Here is a 17499-nt window from a genome sequence, read left to right on the forward strand (position 1 = left end):
CGGGAAGTGGTGACGGCAGCGGCGATTGCATATCTGGCGTGACTCGCGGGGCAATTGCGCCTAAAGGCCGCGCCCTATGGCTACCCAAATCCCTTCTCCGCCCAAAGTGGGCATGGTTTCGCTCGGCTGCCCCAAGGCGCTGGTCGACAGCGAACGCATCCTGACGCAGCTCAGAAGCGACGGCTATGACATGTCGGCCGACTATGCCGGCGCCGATGTCGTGCTGGTCAACACCTGCGGCTTTCTCGACAGCGCCAAGGAAGAGAGCCTCGAGGCGATCGGCGAGGCGATGGCCGAGAACGGCCGGGTGATCGTCACCGGCTGCATGGGCAATGAGGCCGACCTGATCATGGAACGCTTCCCCGATGTGCTCGCCGTCACCGGCGCGCATCAGTACGAGGACGTTGTCACCGCGGTCCACGCTGCGGCCCCGGCAGCCCGCGGCGCGTTCGTCGATCTCGTCCCCGACGCCGGTCTCAAGCTGACGCCCCGCCATTACAGCTATCTCAAGATTTCCGAAGGCTGCAACCACCGCTGTTCCTTCTGCATCATCCCCAGCCTGCGCGGCGATCTGGTCAGCCGCCGCCCGGACGCGATCCTGCGCGAGGCGGAGAAGCTGGTCGCGGCCGGCACGAAAGAGCTGCTCGTCATCAGCCAGGACACTTCTGCCTACGGCGTCGATATCCGCCATGAACCGCGCGTCTGGAACGGCCCGACCGGACAGGGCCGCGAAGTCCGCGCCCATATGACCGATCTCGCTGCTGCTCTTGGCGAACTGCGGACACCGGAAGGGCAGGGCGTGTGGACCCGGCTCCACTATGTCTATCCCTATCCGCATGTCGACAAGGTCATCCCGCTGATGGCCGAGCGCAAGATCACGCCCTATCTCGACATCCCGTTCCAGCACGCCGCGCCCAATGTTCTCAAACGCATGAAGCGCCCGGCCAACGAGGCCAAGGTGCTGCAGCGGGTCAAGAGCTGGCGCGACATCTGCCCCGATCTCACGATCCGCTCGACCTTCGTCGTCGGCTTCCCCGGCGAGACGGAAGAGGACTTCCAATATCTGCTCGACTGGCTCGAGGAAGCGCAGCTCGACCGGGTCGGCGCTTTCCGTTTTGAGCCTGTAGAGGGCGCGGCGGCCAATCTGCTCGACGGCGCCGTGCCCGAAGAGGTCAAGGAAGAGCGATACCAGCGGATCATGGACGTCACCGCCCGGATCAGCGCCGCCAAGCTGCAGGCCAAGGTCGGCCGTACGCTCCCCGTGATCATCGACGAGATCGGCGAAGCCGACGAGGATGGCGACATCGGTGCCACCGCGCGGAGTGAGGCCGATGCGCCGGAGATCGATGGCAATGTGTTCCTGCGCAATGTGAGCGCGGGCCTTGCGGTCGGCGATATCATCGACGCGGTGATCGAAGATGCCGACGAGCATGACCTGTTCGGGGTTGCTGCGGGTTAGGGGCATGCTGTCCCGCCGTTCGTCCTGAGCCTGTCGAAGGACAGTGTTCAGACGAGAGGCGTCCTTCGACAAGCTCAGGACAAACGGGTATATCTTCACCGTCATTCCGAACGGATGTGCTTTCGATCAGGAAGCAGCGGTTCAGGATGATGAGGGTGCTGTTGCGGATGCCGAGTGCGCTGCATCATTCCACCCGAACTTTACACACTTTACACGGTTATAGATAAATTCCCTTCTCCGCCGCGTCGCCCCCGCCTTCGAACGTCGCTTCCAGGTGCCAGGGCAGCGCGTTGATTTCCGCTTCGCGGCGGATGCCGGTGGGGGTGGCGGTGACGCCGGGACAGTCGCGCTCTATTTCTGCAGCTTCCTCGGGGGGCATGCGGTAATAGCAGGGCGCGTCGTCATGGTCGGGATCGCAGACCGCGTAAAATTCCGGCAGGTCGTCTTCCTCATCCGGTCCCGGCCCCGTCCCCGGAAGCGCCTCCGCCGCGCCGGCCAGCGTCGCCAGCTCCTCCTCGGTCGGGGTGGCGATCAGCGGCGCGGTGTCCTCGCCCTTGCCAATGGCCTCGAGCATTGCGCCAAAGCGGGCGGCGCCGCGCTGGGCCGGGATCTGCTCGGCTAAACGATCGAGCCGCGCCAGATGCGCGAGCAGCAGGCGGCTGTCGTAGCGGCGGCGCATGCCCACCACCTCGCCATGATAATAGACCGGCTCCTCGATGCCCTCGATCGCCCGCTCCTGCAACCTGTCCTGCGCCTCCTCCCGCGCCAGCACCAGCGCCGCCAGCCAGGCGCGGGCAAAATCCAGATCGCGCCGCTTCAGGTCATAGGCCGACTGGCGGCTGCGCTGGACAAAATAGGCCGACGCTTGGACATTGCCGGTGCGGGCGAGGGCTTCGAGGAATTTCACGCGCAGTTCGGGGTGCCAGCCGTCGTGGCGGGTTGTTGGGGAGGGGTGTGTGTCCGTTAGCCCTGAGCCTGTCGAACCACGCTCCTCGTCCGATAGGCGCCCTTCGACAGGCTCAGGGCTAACGGAATCTGAAAGCCCCTCCTTTTCAAAGGAGGGGTTAGGGTGGTTTCTCTCGGCCGGGTGGCGTTGCTGAGGCTCCAGTCCCGTCTCCTCGGCACCACCCCCATTCGCTGACGCGAGCGATGCATCCGCATCGCCACCACCCCTTATGTCCCCTCCTCTGAAGAGGAGGGGCTTGTTCTGGTCTTCACCCGCGCCTTCGCCATCACCGGTCTCTCGACTGCGCTCGAGACGAACGGATTTATCTCGAGCATCCTCCCCACCATCCCCCGCAGCCTCACCCCGCACCACCCGCAGGCGGTGAATAAATTCATCCTGAAATGTCATAGGTTTTACTCCTTATAAGGGACCATCCTGACCGCAGCACAGAGGTACGGCGGGGTAGGGATGGTTTGTTAAAGGGAGTTAAAATAACCTATTTGGCTTGTTGTAGGAAAGGGTCATTTACTCAATTCTAGTTACTAAAATGTGTGGAAGAAAACCATTCTTGTGCTCATAGTTAGGATTGAATCTTGAATCCGAAACTTCCAGTGCTTTGTCTATGCCATGTGCCGCTGTTCGCTTAATATGGGTGATATCCACAGTTTTCAGGCGTTCGTTTTCTTTGTTCGTGTACGATTGCTGAAAAACATCTAACCCAAAATCTACCGCCCCTGGATTAACTATGATCATTTTTGCCTTATTCCGCGAGGCCACCCATCTACGCAGGATAGAATTAATGTGGGCATCACTAAAAGAATAACCGATAATTATTAGTCTGTTGGATTTGTTGAGAGATTTTTCAAATTCATATCGTAGATTTAGAAATGGCCCATCTACTCGCAACTTTCCGTCTTGACCTCCGAATATCATCGAAGCGTTTGACCGATGCCACTTAGAAATTTCTGGTGGGGTATCGTGGACTATTATGTCGTCTAAAGTGCCACTCCAATTGATAGAGCCGTGCAACTTTATCAGGTTAATCGACTGCTTTTTGAAGCCGACAAATTGCCGACTACTCCATTCATCCAGCCCGTAATCCCAAGTACAATTGTTTGAAACGCAAGAATTTTCGACGAGCATATCGTAGTTTAAAGTTCCCACAATCGCATTCCTTCTATCGGACCAGCTAACAAGTTTATCTAAGTATTTGATAGAATGTGGAGGATTCGAAAGTATTTTCACCAAAATATCGATATACATTGCAGCAGTTTGAGAAGAATCATCGATATTTTTATCCGAGTTCACTGCCTCAGAAATTGATTTTGCGGCTTCATGGAGTCGATGCTGGTTGACGTGAACAAGTCCATGGGATCGGTTCCGAGATTGATCCTGAATGGCCTCAATTATGCCTTTCATGAATTTTTTCTCATTAAATTTGGGCTTGATGTGGTCCAGGATTGGATCCCAGCTATAAACAAATTCTGACAGGGGATCACTATTTCGGCTGAGAAGACGTAAGATTGCATCGTATGCGTCTTCAATATTGACCTTGTTAAACGGTGAACCCCCGGAAAGAACTTGTCTTGCTTGCAGCTTTGAAATTACGTAGCCGAAGAGAATTCGTTGGCTTCCATACTCGGGTTTATGCAGTTCGTCATAAACGACTTCAGTTAACCCGAGCGCATCAGGCAGGCCGGCATCCATTGATGCGCCTGCTCCTAGAAGAATGACCGGTCTGTTCAAAAGTTTAATATCCTCAATCAGATTTGAAATACGATGATAGCCGCAATTGTCCCCCGTCCCCTAATTAGCAGACCAACTTTTCCCGGTCGCCTCAATCGCCTTCAAAAGCGCCCTCTTGCTATCGGTCCGGCACTTGCCAGAACTTTGCGGCAGATCGGTTATCCCGGACAGCGTTATGCGGCGCGCGACATCGCGTGCGAATGTCGCTAGCGGCACAGGCTTGCATTCATTCTTCAATATTTTCGATGCCATAGGCGCCATCCGTTTCCTGTCTGATCCGTTGCTCCATATAGGCCTTGTCGGCGTCGGGATAAAGCATAGTAGCCCTCCTCTCGCACGAGCAAACCCCTCACCCCAACCCCGTAACCCCCAACAGACACACCACAAACCCATAGCCCAGCACGCCATAAACCCCCGCCCGGAACCACGGATAGGGGATGCGGGCCTTTGCCGGGTAGCCGGTCGGGTGGACGACGGTGAGGCGCTCGCCGATCACCGGGGTGGGGAAGGGCGTGGTCAGCGGGTCGCGGACCTCGATAAAGCCGCCGCGTCCATCGGGCACCAGCAGCACCGCGCTGTACAGCGTCGCGCCGCCGCGCCGCTGGATCTGGTGACGGACGATCTGCGCCGGCACGCGCCGGGTGCCGCCGCGGATATACAGCAGGTCGCTGCGGATCATCAGCGTCAGGCCGCAGGCCGCGAGGGCCAGGCCGATCAGGAGGGCAAGCGTTTCGATGGCGCGGCGCTATCATGCTTTGCGGAGGCTGTTAAGGGGTGGCTTCCTTCTCCCTTCAGGGAGTTGGGAGCGGCTGGACAATCCCGAAGGCAATCCACTAGTCCCGAGCTTGTCGAAGGGCGGCTGGCGACGCGAGGCGTGGTTCGACAGGCTCACCACTAACGGGCCAGGCTGTTGAATCCTTCAGCCTTTACCCCTCGCCATCGAGCCACAGGCGCTGCCACTCGGCGCGGGTGATTTCCCAGACCAGCGAGGGGCGGGTGCTGCCGTCGGCGCGCTGGCTGACGATCTCGCCCCTGCGGGTGAAGCCGAGGCCGTCGAGCAGGTGCGCGGTGCGGATATTGTCGGGGGCGGCGGTTTCGCAGATCAGGTCGAGGCCCAGGCATTCGAACATCCAGGCAAAGCTCTGCCGCGCGCCCTCGACGCCGCGGCGCTGGCCCTGGCGGTCGGGGTGGAGCGCGCCGCCGAGCTCGCCGGCCGCCCATTCGGGCCAGACGCAGATATCGCTATAGCCGGCAATGCGGCCCTGTTCGTCGAAGCTGAGAAACAGCAGCCCGCTGCCCTGTTCGTGCTGTGCCTGATGGTCGGCGATGAAGGCGCGCACCGACTCCACGGTCAGCGGGCGGGGCAGGGTGTAGATCGGCGCGTGGATCTGCGGGTCGTCGAGAAAGGCGTGGAAGGCGGCGGCGTCATCGGCCGTGGCGAGGCGCGACGAGTCGCCGTCCGCGGCAAGGCTGGTGGCGCTGGCGACGGCGGCGCGGATGGCGGCGGCCTTGGCTTCCGGAACCGGGCTGCGAGTGATCGGAATGCGGTTCATTGCGCCACTTTAGCGGTTTTTGCCGCAGAGGAACAGAGAGTCTTAACCGGCCAATTAAATCTCTAATTGCAACTCGTTCCCGCCAATGGCATAAGGTGGAAAAAAGCTGGGAGAGACGGCATGACTGAAGTGACTGGGACGACCCGGATCGTGAACGAAGGCAGTGCAGCAGCAGAATCGGTCGACGTGCTGATCGTCGGCGCGGGCATTTCCGGGATCGGCATGGCGGTGCATCTGCGCGACAAATGTCCGGGCAAGAGCTTTGCCATTGTCGAGCGGCGCGACGAGATCGGGGGAACGTGGAACCTGTTCCAGTATCCCGGCATCCGCAGCGACAGCGACATGCACACATTGGGCTTCAATTTCGAACCGTGGACCGAGCAGAAGGCGATTGCCGACGGCCCCTCGATCATCAAATATCTCCACCGGATCAAGGCCAAGCATGATCTGGAGAAACATATCCGTTTCGGCCACAAGGTGCTGTCGGCGAGCTGGTCGAGCGAGGAGGCGCGCTGGACGGTGACGGCGGAGAAAGCCGACGGCAGCCAGGTCACGATGCACGCCAATTTCGTCTATATGGGCGCCGGCTATTATGATTATGACCATCCCTATGACGCGCAGATCGAGGGCTTGCAGAATTTCAGGGGCGAGGTCGTCCACCCGCAATTCTGGCCCAAGGATCTCGACTATGCGGGCAAGAAGGTGGTGATCATCGGCAGCGGCGCGACGGCGGTGACGATTGTCCCGGTGGTCGCGGAAAAGGCCAGCCATGTGACGATGCTGCAGCGCACGCCGACCTGGTATGCGGCGCGCCCGGCGAAGGACGCTCTGGCCAATTTCCTGCGCAAGATCATGCCGGAGAAATGGGCCTATGCGATCATCCGCAAGAAGAATGTGTGGATGCAGGACATCACTTTCCGCACCTCGCGCGACAATCCGGAAAAGGTCATCCGCAAGCTGGAAAAGCCGCTCAAGAAAGAGCTGGGCGACAAATATGTGAAGGAAGATTACACGCCGCCTTACGGTCCGTGGGAGCAACGGCTGTGCCTGGTGCCCGACAGCGACATGTTCAAGGCGATTGCCGCGGGCCGGGCGGATCTGAAGACCGGCCATATCGACACGGTCACCGAAAGCGGCATCAGGCTGAAATCCGGCGAGACGCTGGACGCGGATATCATCGTCACCGCGACCGGGCTGAAACTGGCGGTGGCCGGCAAGGTCGCCTTCGAAGTGGACGGCAAGCCGGTGCACTGGCCCGACCATTATTATTACAAGGGCTGCATGTTCTCCGACATTCCCAATCTGGCGATCGTCTTCGGCTATCTGAACGCGAGCTGGACGCTGAAGGCGGATATCGTGTCGGAATTTACCTGCCGCGTGCTCAACCACATGGACGCGACCGCGACGCGGATCGCCAATCCGGTGCTCGACACGGAGCTGGAGCAGGAGCAATTGTTCGATTTCTCGTCCGGCTATATCCAGCGGTCGATCGATGAATTGCCGCGCAACAGCACCGCCATGCCGTGGAAGCTCAACCAGGACTATCTCTTCGACAAGAAAATCCTGCGCAACGATCCGGTCGATGACGGGGTGCTCCGCTTTTACGGCCCCAATTCGCAACAGGGGGCGGAGGCGGGCGAGCCGGCTCTCGAAGCCGCCGAATAAGCGCCCCGGCCGCCACGGCGGGCAGCGCCGGCGGATGCTTAACCATTTGTTGAGCAACATCCTCTAGTCAATCCCGCGGGGGATTGGGCATGGGTTATATGAATTCGCAATTTCGCACGGTTGAACCGGCGCTGATCGAACAGCGCAAGGCGTTCCGTCATCCGGTGCAGATCCAGCGAACCGCGATCCGGCAACATGGCAAAACCGCCAGGCAGGGCGAGCTGGTCGATCTCTCGATCTACGGTTGCCGGGTTGCCAGCGACAGCATGATTGCCGAGGGCAGCCGGATCTGGCTGCGCTTTGCAGACAGCAATCCGATCTCCGCGACCGCGATCTGGTGCCGGGATGGCCATGTCGGCTGCCGCTTCGACGAGACCCTCGACCAGAAGCTGTTCCGGCGGCTGACACTGATCTGCGAATAGCGGCATTCTGCCTGCCCACAATCCGCCGCTTGCCAACTGACAATCATGTCAGTAAGATGGAATCATGGAAAACAAGATCTTTGACGTTCTGATTGTCGGTGCCGGTCTGTCCGGTATCGGCGCGGCGGTTCACCTGACCAAAAGATGCCCGGGCAAAAGCTTTGCCATCGTCGAGGCGCGGGAGCGGCTGGGCGGGACCTGGGACCTGTTCAAATATCCCGGCATCCGCTCGGATAGCGACATGTATACTCTGGGCTATAATTTCAAACCCTGGACCGCGCGCCGGGCGATTGCCGACGCGCCGTCAATTCTCGAATATCTCAACGAAACCGTCGCGGAATATGGTCTGCGGGACAAGATCCGGTTCAACCACAAGGTTGTCGATGCCAACTGGTCGAGCGCCGAGGCGTTGTGGACGGTCAGCCTGCAGCGCGGCGACGGATCGATCGACACCGTGCAGTGCAATTTCCTGCACATGTGTTCGGGCTATTACAGCTATGAGGAAGGGCATGATCCCGACTTCCCGGGCAAAGCCGATTTCGCCGGACCGATTGTCCATCCGCAATTCTGGCCGGAAGATCTGGATTATTCCGGCAAGAAGGTGGTGGTGATCGGCAGCGGCGCGACCGCCGTGACCCTGGTCCCCTCGATGGCGGAAACGGCCGCGCATGTAACCATGTTGCAGCGGTCGCCGACCTATATCGTATCGCGGCCGGGTGAAGACAAATGGGCGCTGCGGATGCGCAAATTCCTGCCGGGCAAGCTCGCCTATCTGCTGACTCGCTGGAAAAATGTCCTGATGGGGCTGTTCATGTTCAATCTGGCGCGCAAGAAGCCGGGCGCGTTCAAGGGCCGGCTGCTGGAAATGGTGAAAGAGGAGATGGGCAGCGATGTCGACATGACCGATTTCACGCCCAGCTATAATCCCTGGGACCAGCGCCTGTGTCTGGTGCCCGACAGCGACCTGTTCAACGCGCTGAAATCCGGCAAGGCGTCGATCGTCACGGATCATGTCGAAACATTCACCAGGGACGGCATCCGGCTGAAATCCGGAAAGATCATCGCGGCGGATATCATCGTCACGGCCACCGGGCTGAAAATGCTGACCGGCGGCAGCGCGACCATTTCGGTTGACGGGAAGCTGGTCAATTTCGGCGAAAAGATCAATTACAAGGGCGTCATGTTCTCCGGCATACCCAATTTCGGGATGACGATGGGCTATACCAATGCGAGCTGGACGCTGAAAGCCGACCTGACCAGCGAATATGTCTGTCGCCTGATCAACTATATGGACAAGAACGGCACGCCGATCGCAACGCCGACCCTGCCGGCCGACGGCCTGATCGGCACCGAACCGATGCTCGATTTCAGCTCTGGCTATGTCCAGCGGGCGATCAAGCATCTGCCGAAACAGGGCGATCGCAAACCGTGGCGGCTCAACCAGAATTTCCCGAAGGACATCATCAATCTGCGGCACAAGGCGATCGATGATGGCGTGATGGTCTTTTCGAAGCCCGGCGCGGCGGTCTATCGCATGCCGACGGAACAGCGTGAAACCGACACGATTGCCGCCGAATAGAGTCTCGCGCTTGGCCTGATCTGCGGCTATAGCGGTCAAATGACTGATTTCAAGGCATTGATCGAGGCCGATACCGGCCAGACCGCACGCTCCATCCAGTTGCTGGATGTCGGCAATTTTGAAGACTGGCTGAAAGGGCAGCCGGAGAATATCCGGTCGCTGGTTACGGCCAACCAATTTTCCGGCAAGGCCGACAGCTATCTTCTTCTGCCCCCGGCGGCGGGCAAGAGCGATGACAAGTCGGTTGCGTCCGACTTTTCGGTGGTTGCGGGCGTGGCGGATGTGGCCCGGCTCGATGCCTGGTCTCTGGCCAAGATCGGCGGCAGCCTCCCCGAGGGCCATTACCGGTTGCAGGATATCAGCGCCAAGGGTGCCCTGTTCGGCTGGCTTATCTCGCAGCATGAATTTGACCGTTACAAGGACTTGCCCGACCGCCAGGGGCCGAGCGTGTTGCTGGTCAATGATGCCATCGGGCAGCGCGACGAAGCCGTGCGCCAGGCCGATGCCAGCGCGATGGTCCGCGATATGGTCAACACGCCAGCGGCCGACATGGGCCCGGACCGGCTGGAGGATATTGTCGACAAGCTGGCGGCCGAACATGGCGCGGAGCTGAAAGTGACGCGGGGAGATACGCTGGAAGAACATTTCCCGATGATCCACGGCGTCGGCAAGGCGGCGATGCGCGCCCATGCGCCGCGTCTGCTCGAGCTGAAATGGGGCAAGGCCGATCATCCGAAAATCGCGATCATCGGCAAGGGTGTGACCTTCGACAGCGGCGGGCTTTCGATGAAGTCGCCGGCCGGCATGATGCTGATGAAAAAGGATATGGGGGGCGCTGCCCATGCCATCGCTCTGGCGAGACTGGTGATGGAGACGCGGCTGCCAGTGCAACTGCACCTGCTGGTACCGGCGGTGGAAAACGCAATCGACGGCCATGCCCTGCGCCCCGGTGACATATTGCACAGCCGCAAGGGGCTGACCGTCGAGATTACCAATACCGACGCCGAAGGACGGCTGGTGCTGGGCGATGCGCTGACCCTGGCCGGCGAGCAAGAACCGGAGCTGATGATCGATTTCGCGACATTGACGGGTGCGGCTCGCGTCGCCCTCGGTCCGGATTTGCCGGCGATGTTCTGCGATGACAGCGAAATGGCGGCCGGTCTGCTGCAGGCCGGCGACGAAGAAGGCGATCCATTGTGGCAGATGCCGCTCTGGTCCGGCTATGACGCGATGCTGAACAGCAATATCGCCGATTGCGTGAACAGCGCTTCCGGCGGCTTTGCCGGTTGCATTACCGCGGCGCTGTTCCTCAAGAAATTCGCGCCTGAATCAGCGTCCTGGGCGCATTTCGATACATTTGCCTGGCGACCCGCAGCCAAGCCGGGCCGCCCGCAAGGCGGGGAAGCACTGGGCCTGCGGGCGAGCTGGCGCTATTTGCGGGGGCGTTACGGGCAATAATCGACAGCGGCTTGGCGGGACTTCCGCCGGCGCGCCGATTGTCGCCCGATCAACAGGCAGGCTATTCGCCCAGTACGGACGGATCGCCGCCCTGCGCCTGCAAACCCTCCAGCAGATTGCGTTGGGTCCGCGCCAAATCCGGCTGGCTGGCGGCCCCGTGCAGCTGATCCAGCGCAGCCCGGTCATAGAGACGTCCACCGGCGATCACCATGGCCGGACTCCCCGCAGCATCCAGATCGTCCAGCGGATTGCCGTCGAGCAAAATGAGGTCGGCGCGATGGCCGGGCGCGATACGGCCCGCTCCATCCGCTTCGCCGAGCGCCAATGCAGCATTTTGCGTTGCGGCGCGCAGGACTTCGGCATGTGACAGGCCGGCTTCGGACAGCAGGTGAAGCTCCTGAATCAGGGAACGGCCGGGAATATTGGTGAAAATACCCGCATCGCTGCCGGTGACGATCAGGACGCCGGCATCTGCGAAAATCTTTGTCGCTCGCTTGTAAAAATCAAAGGCGGCGCGCGCCGGGGCGATCGCTTCGCCGGACCAGCGATCGTAATTTTCCTGTTCCTGGGCCACAACCAGCGGATTCAACATGTCCACGCCGGGTCGATTGAGATATTCTCCGCGCGTCTCGGCAACCCGCATCAGATTGTAGAAGGCCAGAAGGGTCGCATCGACCGGCACGCCGGCGGCTGCAACCCGGGAGGCCAGATTTTTTGCGGCGGCCTCGTCATGCGCGTCGCGCAAGCCATGCCAGACGATCGATTCGATATGTTCGAAGGTAATGAACCCGTCGTCGAGCAATTCTTCGAACGCGATATTGAAAGGGCGTGTCCGCGGCATGCCCGGCTCCCGGATGCCCTCGGGCGTGTGGCCCATGACCGCCATGCCGAGTGCTCTGGCTTCGTCGCGCGCCGCTTCATAGGCCTCGCGGGACAGGTTTGAGTAGACTTTGATGCGTCGGTATCCGGCCTCATGCTGGGCGCGAACTGCGGCCCGTGCCTCGGTGCCGTTCGAGACGATCTGGTGGTTTACCTGAGCATTGGGGCCGTCGCCGTTGAGAATGGGACCGGTCGTGATCAGGCGCGGGCCGGCGATTTGTCCGGCCGCGATTTCTTGCGCGAGGCGCAGATGAAAGGGCATGCCGGAAGCATTGCGGATCGTCGTGACGCCGTGTGCGAGATAGGCGCCCAGCGCAGCTTTGTCCCAAAGGTGGACGTGCATATCGACAAGGCCGGGCATCGCGATCCGGTCGCCTCCGTCGACCACGCGGGCAGCGGGCGGTGCGGACAGCGCAGCCATTGGCCCGATGGCCTTGATAATTCCGCCATCGATAAGAATGGACTGGCCGGTTTGCAGCGCCGGGTCTGATCCGCCGAGATCGAGAATGCGGACATTGCGCAGAAGGAGCGGCGCTTCTGTCTGTGCGGCTAGCGGAGCGGGCGCGAACAGAATCGCGAAAATAGCCGCGACGGCCGTGAGTAATCTAATGATAAATGCCTCCATCTATTGTCGGGCAAAAATAGCATTTGGACCTGTAGTGGTCAAAATTTTATTGCTGACCGCGCCGTGAAGCGCGTTGCTCGCGGGAGGGCGTGCAAGTTGCCGGAATTATTGACATGCCGCCGGACAGGGAACAAAATAAAATCCAATTAGCAGATTTTGAAAGGGCGCTGAAATGAACGCAGCAGTACAGGATAAGCGGGAAGGCGAGAAAAAGCCTTATGCAAAACCGGAGTTGATCCAGCTGTCCGAGATTCACGAAAAGACGGACGCGTTGCTGACCAGTCTCTTCCGGGCTTCCTGATCCTCCGCAAGCCGGATTTTTCCGGAACAGGACCCGGCATTTCAAGCCCGCACTTCCGCTAACAGCGACACCGCTTGATTAAACGGTCCCAGGTCGTTTAAAGGCGGTCGATTGTCATCGCTTTGTCACATGGCGCTTAAGCCGCAGAGCAACAGACATTTTTTATCGCTAGTGGGATTTCTAGACGCATGGACATGGAAACTGCAGACACAGGCGCGCACGCAAAATTCGTGCTGATTGGTCCTGAAGGGGATTTTGACCCCAGGATCACGGCGCATCGCGGGGACCTGGCGGATATAGCGCTCGCCGGAAAAATGTTTGCGCCGCATTATGCGGAACCCATGCCGATGCGCTGTTCGGCGCCGAAGGCAATGCTGCGCAAGCTGCCCGGCAAGGATCATGAAGCGATTTCCGAATTGCTGCACGGCGAGGATTTTCACGTGCTGGACATCGCGGGCGACTGGGCCTGGGGTTATTGCGGCCATGACAGCTATGTCGGCTATGTGCCGGTCCACGCGCTGCAGCATCAGAAGAAGACGCCCGAGCCGACGCATCTGATCTTTGCCCGCGCAGCGCTGGTCTTTGTCGAGCCGGATCATAAGTCGAGCGTGATGAAGCGTTTGCCGATGGGTGCGCGCATTGCCTGCGGCGAAGCCAGCGAATGCGGCAATTTCCTGAAAACCGGCAAGGGCTATGTCCATGTCCGTCACGTTCAGGCGATCGGCACGAAGGTCGTGTTTGACGGCAGCAACGGGACGGCGGCGCTGGCCGAACAGCTGATCGGAGCACCCTATCTCTGGGGTGGCCGCAGCGGCGACGGCCTCGACTGTTCGGGTCTGATCCAGATGATCTTGATGCTCACCGGTATCGATGCGCCGCGAGACACCGACCAGCAGCTTGCCACTCTGGGCGAGAAGATTGACGGGGATGCGGCGCTGCGACGCGGCGATCTGATATTCTTCCCCGATCATGTCGGCCTGATGGTCGACGAGGAACGGATCATCCACTCCACTTCACACGCGATGCAGGTGATTGTCGAGCCGCTGGCCGACATAGTGGCCCGCTTTGCCAAAACCGCCGAACAGCCGATATTGGCCCGCAAGCGGCTTTCCTGAGACGAAATATGACGCAGACTGTTTTCATAGATGGTGCGGTCGGCACCACTGGCCTGGAGATTGCCGAACGGCTGGCCGGACGCGATGAATTTTCCATGGTCCGGCTGCCCGATGAGCAGCGCAAGGATCCGGCCGCGCGGCGCGAGGCGATCAATGACAGCGATTTTGTCATTCTCTGTCTGCCTGACGATGCGGCACGCGAGGCAGTGGCGCTGTGCGACAATGATCGCACGCGCTTTATTGATGCTTCCACCGCGCACCGGGTCGCCGATGGCTGGACCTATGGTTTCGCGGAGTTTCGCGACGGCCAGCGCGATGCTATTGCAGGCGCGCGCTTCGTGTCCAATCCCGGCTGCTATCCGACCGGCTTTCTGGCGCTGCTTGCGCCATTGATCGCAAAGGGGCTGCTGCCGGCCGACTGGCCCTATGTGATGAATGCGGTGTCCGGCTATTCCGGTGGGGGCAAAGCGCTGATCGAGCGCTTTGCGCAGGAGCCTGATCTCGGCTTCCGCAGCTATGGCCTGAATTTCGACCATAAGCATCTGCCCGAGATGAAAGCCTATGCCGGTCTGACACATGATGTGATTTTCGCGCCGTCGGTGATCCGCGCCTTCCGGGGCATGCTGGTCGATGTGCCGCTGCATCTCGGAGCCATGGGAAGCGCGCGCGCGGACCGGCTGCTTGACGTGTTGAGCGGTTTTTATGCCGGATCCCGGATCGTGTCGGTTCAGGGCAGGGGCGACTTGTCAGAGCTGTTGATCAGCGAGAATGATGCACCGACAGACCGGCTTGAGCTGTTCGTCTGCGGCAATGCCCAAGGCGATCATGCGCGGCTGATCGCGCGGCTTGATAATCTGGGCAAGGGCGCGTCGGGCGCGGCCGTGCAGAATCTCAATATCATGGCCGGGCTGGACGAAACCGCAGGATTGCGGCTCTAGGCGCTTGCCTATTCGGCGGCGGCTGCCGCTCTGGCCGGCCGCAGGCTGGTGCCGGCACGCCCGCTACGGAAAGCACCCCACCAGGTCAGCGGATTGAGCGTCGTGGTGCCATCAAGCGAGAAGGTGATGAATTCCGCGCGTCCGCCGATATTCTCCCACGGAATCGCACCGCCGAGGCCCAGCGGGCTGGCGACCCGGCTGTCGGCACTGAGATCGCGGTTGTCGCCGAGCAGATAGACCTGGCCTTCGGGTATCTCGACCGGTGCCACATCATCGGTATATTGCGGGCCGAGATCGATAATATCATAGCTCACACCATTGGGCAGGGTCTCGCGGAGGATCGGCAGGTTGCAAACCGGGGTGCCGGCAGCGTCTGTACCGCGCGCGCCGGGAAATTCATTGTCTCCGCACGGGGAATTGGCATCGATCGGCAGCTGCAGATCGGGCTGGACCTCCTGTCTGACCGCGATGCCGTTGAGGAATATCTGGCCGCCACGCAGCTCGACAATGTCGCCGGGCAGACCGATTACCCGCTTGATATAGTCGCTGCTCTGGTCCCGCGGTGTCAGGATCACCACGTCGCCACGTTCCGGCAAGCTGCCGAACAGCCGGCCTTCCATGCGCGGGAGGATGTGAAAGGTCGGCGAGACCCAGGACCAGCCATAGGCATATTTGCTGACAATCAGCCGGTCCCCGACAAGCAGGCCGGGCATCATCGAAACGGAGGGAATGTAGAAAGGCTTGGCGACCAGACTGTGGAAGGCGAGAACCGCCAGCAACAGCAGGGCAATGCTCTTGAATTCGCCGACCCAGTCGGTCTTCTCCGGTTTTTCGCTGGAGCCGCTGTCTGCGGTTTTATCTATCGACATATTTGGTCTCTGGTTTCCGGTCCAAGCGCACTGTTGCTAGAGCGGATGGGCTTCAATGATCACGAAGGCCTGTGCCCATGGATGATCGTCGGTGAGTGTGAGGTGAACGAATGTTTCATATCCTGCCGGTGTCAGGGCGTCGAGACGTTTCTTCGCGCCGCCGGTCAGGGCGAGCGTCGGCGCGCCGCTCTTGGCATTGATGACGCCGATATCCTTCATGAACACGCCGGCGCGGAAGCCGGTGCCGACGGCTTTGGAATAGGCTTCCTTGGCGGCGAAGCGCTTGGCATAGGTGCCGGCCTTGGTGAAGGGACGCCGCGCGGCCTTGGCGCGCTCGAGTTCGGTGAAGACGCGATTTTCAAACCGCTCGCCAAAGCGGTCGAGCGAATTCTGGATGCGCTCGATATTGCAGAGGTCGGAGCCGAGACCGATGATCATATTATGTCCTCCGTGCCGCGTAGAGGCGGGGAGGAAAGATTCTTCGCTATCCTCACCGTGCTTCGTCCATCAATTCGCGCATCTGGCGGATGCTGCCGTCAAGCCCGCTGAATATCGCTTCGCCGATCAGAAAATGGCCGATGTTCAGTTCCTTCAGTTGCGGGATGGCGGCGATCGGGACGACATTGTCGAAGGTCAGCCCGTGTCCGGCGTGCGGCTCGATACCGTTTTTCGCCGCCAGGGCCGCGGCATCGGCGATCCGGCGCAGTTCGGCCTCGCGTTCGGCTCCGGTGACCTCGGCATAATGGCCGGTGTGAAATTCGACCACCGGCGCGCCGAGGCGGATGGCGGCCTCGATCTGGCGGGGGTCGGGTTCGATGAACAGGCTGACCCGGATATTCGCCTCTTTCAGCTGGCCGACAAAATCGGTCAGCCGGTTGTGCTGACCGGCGGCATCCAGCCCGCCTTCGGTGGTCCGTTCTTCCCGGTTTTCCGGAACGATGCAGGCAGCGTGCGGCTGGTGCCGCAGCGCTATGGCCAGCATCTCGTCGGTTGCCGCCATTTCCAGATTGAGCGGAATGGTGAGCTTTTCCATCAGCACGCTGAGATCATCGTCGCGGATATGGCGGCGGTCTTCGCGGAGATGGGCGGTGATGCCGTCAGCGCCGGCTTCTGCGGCCATCAGCGCCGCGCGCACCGGTTCGGGATGATCGCCGCCGCGTGCGTTGCGGATAGTGGCAACATGGTCGATGTTGACGCCGAGCCGGAGGGAGTTGGCGTCGCTCACGCCGATGCGGGTTCCGCGCGGCTGCCCGGTTTGGTCGCCGGTATGGCGGCCAGATCGGCGGGGACTTCATCGGCCGCATAAGAGGGCACGTCCAGCGTCACCAGCGGGAAGAAGGGGACATCAAATTGCGCGGCTCCATTGGAACGGTCGACAAGCGCCCCGGCGGCAATGACATCGCCGCCGGCGTTCCGGATCGCCTGTATCGCTTCGCGCGAAGACAGGCCGGTGGTGACGACATCTTCCATCATCAGCACTTTCTGGCCAGGCTCCAGCCGAAAACCGCGACGCAGTTCGAATGTGCCTTCCGGCCGTTCGAGAAACAGCGCATCCAGGCCAAGCGAACGGCCCATTTCATGGCCGATAATGACGCCACCCATTGCCGGAGACACCACGATATCGATCGAGCGCCTGATATTCTGCGGGATCTGGGCCGTCAGGGCGTCGGCGACGCGGGCTGCCCGCGCCGGGTTCATCAACAGCCGCGCGCACTGCAGATATTTGCTGCTATGGCGTCCGGACGAGAGGATGAAATGGCCCTGCAGCAAGGCGTCACAGCTTCGGAATTCGGCTAAAATCTCGTCTTCTGTCAATGTTTCATCCCGCTCTATTTATCTTCCTTCTGCCCAAATGGGCATATTGCGACTGCATTGCCAGAAAAATTAAAGGCAAAAAACTGAAAAAATATCTATTCGGTAGCTTGAGGCTGGCGGCAACCATGC

General features: G+C 60.4%; 17 protein-coding genes. 8 read left to right on the plus strand and 9 right to left on the minus strand.

Going from position 1 to position 17499, the window contains the following annotated elements; all coding sequences use genetic code 11:
• Positions 1 to 76 precede the first annotated feature (76 nt).
• The gene (gene rimO, locus SPHFLASMR4Y_RS14925; protein ID WP_089134251.1) at positions 77 to 1459 is read left to right on the plus strand and encodes a 30S ribosomal protein S12 methylthiotransferase RimO; all 1383 of its coding nucleotides are present in this window, start codon (positions 77 to 79) and stop codon (positions 1457 to 1459) included.
• A 217-nt stretch (positions 1460 to 1676) separates the two neighbouring features.
• Here the strand turns inward: rimO and SPHFLASMR4Y_RS16955 are convergent, their stop codons facing one another.
• The 4 genes from SPHFLASMR4Y_RS16955 to SPHFLASMR4Y_RS14950 form a co-directional block, all read right to left on the minus strand.
• The gene (locus SPHFLASMR4Y_RS16955) at positions 1677 to 2813 is read right to left on the minus strand and encodes a hypothetical protein (protein ID WP_145955558.1); all 1137 of its coding nucleotides are present in this window, start codon (positions 2811 to 2813) and stop codon (positions 1677 to 1679) included.
• A 117-nt stretch (positions 2814 to 2930) separates the two neighbouring features.
• Entirely contained in the window at positions 2931 to 4151 is a 1221-nt protein-coding gene (locus SPHFLASMR4Y_RS14935; RefSeq protein ID WP_145955559.1) for an SIR2 family protein, read from the minus strand.
• Positions 4152 to 4500: 349 nt separating this feature from the next.
• The gene (locus SPHFLASMR4Y_RS14945; RefSeq protein WP_089134255.1) at positions 4501 to 4830 is read right to left on the minus strand and encodes a hypothetical protein; all 330 of its coding nucleotides are present in this window, start codon (positions 4828 to 4830) and stop codon (positions 4501 to 4503) included.
• 247 nt (positions 4831 to 5077) lie between these two features.
• Entirely contained in the window at positions 5078 to 5704 is a 627-nt protein-coding gene (locus tag SPHFLASMR4Y_RS14950) for a GNAT family N-acetyltransferase (protein ID WP_089134256.1), read from the minus strand.
• 120 nt (positions 5705 to 5824) lie between these two features.
• On the opposite strand from SPHFLASMR4Y_RS14950, the gene SPHFLASMR4Y_RS14955 reads away from it, so the two are divergent.
• The 4 genes from SPHFLASMR4Y_RS14955 to SPHFLASMR4Y_RS14970 all read left to right on the plus strand — a co-directional run bounded on the left by SPHFLASMR4Y_RS14955 (position 5825) and on the right by SPHFLASMR4Y_RS14970 (position 10828).
• Positions 5825 to 7369 (plus strand): flavin-containing monooxygenase, encoded by a 1545-nt coding sequence (locus SPHFLASMR4Y_RS14955; protein ID WP_089134257.1) that lies wholly within the window; start codon positions 5825 to 5827, stop codon positions 7367 to 7369.
• Between the two features lie 89 nt (positions 7370 to 7458).
• On the plus strand, positions 7459 to 7791 hold the full coding sequence (locus tag SPHFLASMR4Y_RS14960; RefSeq protein WP_089134258.1) for a PilZ domain-containing protein: 333 nt from the start codon (positions 7459 to 7461) through the stop codon (positions 7789 to 7791).
• Between the two features lie 64 nt (positions 7792 to 7855).
• Positions 7856 to 9370: a flavin-containing monooxygenase gene (locus tag SPHFLASMR4Y_RS14965; RefSeq protein ID WP_089134259.1), complete on the plus strand. Its 1515-nt coding sequence runs from the start codon at positions 7856 to 7858 to the stop codon at positions 9368 to 9370.
• A gap of 39 nt (positions 9371 to 9409) precedes the next feature.
• The gene (locus SPHFLASMR4Y_RS14970; RefSeq protein WP_089134260.1) at positions 9410 to 10828 is read left to right on the plus strand and encodes a leucyl aminopeptidase family protein; all 1419 of its coding nucleotides are present in this window, start codon (positions 9410 to 9412) and stop codon (positions 10826 to 10828) included.
• A 61-nt stretch (positions 10829 to 10889) separates the two neighbouring features.
• Here the strand turns inward: SPHFLASMR4Y_RS14970 and SPHFLASMR4Y_RS14975 are convergent, their stop codons facing one another.
• Positions 10890 to 12332 carry an amidohydrolase family protein gene (locus tag SPHFLASMR4Y_RS14975; protein WP_089134261.1) on the minus strand — a complete coding sequence of 481 codons (1443 nt, stop codon included), beginning with the start codon at positions 12330 to 12332 and terminating at the stop codon, positions 10890 to 10892.
• A gap of 172 nt (positions 12333 to 12504) precedes the next feature.
• On the opposite strand from SPHFLASMR4Y_RS14975, the gene SPHFLASMR4Y_RS17400 reads away from it, so the two are divergent.
• The 3 genes from SPHFLASMR4Y_RS17400 to argC all read left to right on the plus strand — a co-directional run bounded on the left by SPHFLASMR4Y_RS17400 (position 12505) and on the right by argC (position 14686).
• On the plus strand, positions 12505 to 12633 hold the full coding sequence (locus tag SPHFLASMR4Y_RS17400) for a hypothetical protein (RefSeq protein WP_260806994.1): 129 nt from the start codon (positions 12505 to 12507) through the stop codon (positions 12631 to 12633).
• Positions 12634 to 12821: 188 nt separating this feature from the next.
• Positions 12822 to 13748 (plus strand): C40 family peptidase, encoded by a 927-nt coding sequence (locus SPHFLASMR4Y_RS14980; protein WP_260806995.1) that lies wholly within the window; start codon positions 12822 to 12824, stop codon positions 13746 to 13748.
• An 8-nt stretch (positions 13749 to 13756) separates the two neighbouring features.
• Positions 13757 to 14686 carry an N-acetyl-gamma-glutamyl-phosphate reductase gene (gene argC, locus SPHFLASMR4Y_RS14985; RefSeq protein WP_089134262.1) on the plus strand — a complete coding sequence of 310 codons (930 nt, stop codon included), beginning with the start codon at positions 13757 to 13759 and terminating at the stop codon, positions 14684 to 14686.
• An 8-nt stretch (positions 14687 to 14694) separates the two neighbouring features.
• Here the strand turns inward: argC and lepB are convergent, their stop codons facing one another.
• From lepB to pyrE, 4 genes are read right to left on the minus strand one after another with little or no spacing between them, the layout of a single operon-like run.
• Positions 14695 to 15555, minus strand: coding sequence for a signal peptidase I (gene lepB, locus SPHFLASMR4Y_RS14990; RefSeq protein ID WP_089134263.1), 861 nt, complete (start codon positions 15553 to 15555; stop codon positions 14695 to 14697).
• Positions 15556 to 15591: 36 nt separating this feature from the next.
• The gene (acpS, locus tag SPHFLASMR4Y_RS14995) at positions 15592 to 15993 is read right to left on the minus strand and encodes a holo-ACP synthase (RefSeq protein ID WP_089134264.1); all 402 of its coding nucleotides are present in this window, start codon (positions 15991 to 15993) and stop codon (positions 15592 to 15594) included.
• 52 nt (positions 15994 to 16045) lie between these two features.
• On the minus strand, positions 16046 to 16780 hold the full coding sequence (locus SPHFLASMR4Y_RS15000; RefSeq protein ID WP_409928901.1) for a pyridoxine 5'-phosphate synthase: 735 nt from the start codon (positions 16778 to 16780) through the stop codon (positions 16046 to 16048).
• Positions 16777 to 17370, minus strand: a complete 594-nt coding sequence (gene pyrE / locus SPHFLASMR4Y_RS15005; protein ID WP_089134266.1) for an orotate phosphoribosyltransferase — start codon at positions 17368 to 17370, stop codon at positions 16777 to 16779. The genes SPHFLASMR4Y_RS15000 and pyrE overlap by 4 nt, the downstream gene beginning before the upstream one ends.
• Positions 17371 to 17499: the final 129 nt, after the last annotated feature.

The organism is Sphingorhabdus sp. SMR4y (genome assembly GCF_002218195.1).
Taxonomy (GTDB): Bacteria; Pseudomonadota; Alphaproteobacteria; order Sphingomonadales; family Sphingomonadaceae; genus Parasphingorhabdus.

Excerpts from the sequence above, each read along its gene's own strand:
- SPHFLASMR4Y_RS14970 (WP_089134260.1), top strand. The coding sequence starts at position 9,410 with ATGACTGATTTCAAGGCATTGATCGAGGCCGATACCGGCCAGACCGCA.
- acpS (WP_089134264.1), bottom strand. The coding sequence starts at position 15,993 with ATGATCATCGGTCTCGGCTCCGACCTCTGCAATATCGAGCGCATCCAG.
- argC (WP_089134262.1), top strand. The coding sequence starts at position 13,757 with ATGACGCAGACTGTTTTCATAGATGGTGCGGTCGGCACCACTGGCCTG.
- SPHFLASMR4Y_RS14945 (WP_089134255.1), bottom strand. The coding sequence starts at position 4,830 with ATGATCCGCAGCGACCTGCTGTATATCCGCGGCGGCACCCGGCGCGTG.
- lepB (WP_089134263.1), bottom strand. The coding sequence starts at position 15,555 with ATGTCGATAGATAAAACCGCAGACAGCGGCTCCAGCGAAAAACCGGAG.
- SPHFLASMR4Y_RS14975 (WP_089134261.1), bottom strand. The coding sequence starts at position 12,332 with ATGGAGGCATTTATCATTAGATTACTCACGGCCGTCGCGGCTATTTTC.
- SPHFLASMR4Y_RS16955 (WP_145955558.1), bottom strand. The coding sequence starts at position 2,813 with ATGACATTTCAGGATGAATTTATTCACCGCCTGCGGGTGGTGCGGGGT.
- SPHFLASMR4Y_RS14960 (WP_089134258.1), top strand. The coding sequence starts at position 7,459 with ATGGGTTATATGAATTCGCAATTTCGCACGGTTGAACCGGCGCTGATC.
- rimO (WP_089134251.1), top strand. The coding sequence starts at position 77 with ATGGCTACCCAAATCCCTTCTCCGCCCAAAGTGGGCATGGTTTCGCTC.
- SPHFLASMR4Y_RS14950 (WP_089134256.1), bottom strand. The coding sequence starts at position 5,704 with ATGAACCGCATTCCGATCACTCGCAGCCCGGTTCCGGAAGCCAAGGCC.
- SPHFLASMR4Y_RS17400 (WP_260806994.1), top strand. The coding sequence starts at position 12,505 with ATGAACGCAGCAGTACAGGATAAGCGGGAAGGCGAGAAAAAGCCTTAT.
- SPHFLASMR4Y_RS14955 (WP_089134257.1), top strand. The coding sequence starts at position 5,825 with ATGACTGAAGTGACTGGGACGACCCGGATCGTGAACGAAGGCAGTGCA.
- SPHFLASMR4Y_RS14965 (WP_089134259.1), top strand. The coding sequence starts at position 7,856 with ATGGAAAACAAGATCTTTGACGTTCTGATTGTCGGTGCCGGTCTGTCC.
- SPHFLASMR4Y_RS14980 (WP_260806995.1), top strand. The coding sequence starts at position 12,822 with ATGGACATGGAAACTGCAGACACAGGCGCGCACGCAAAATTCGTGCTG.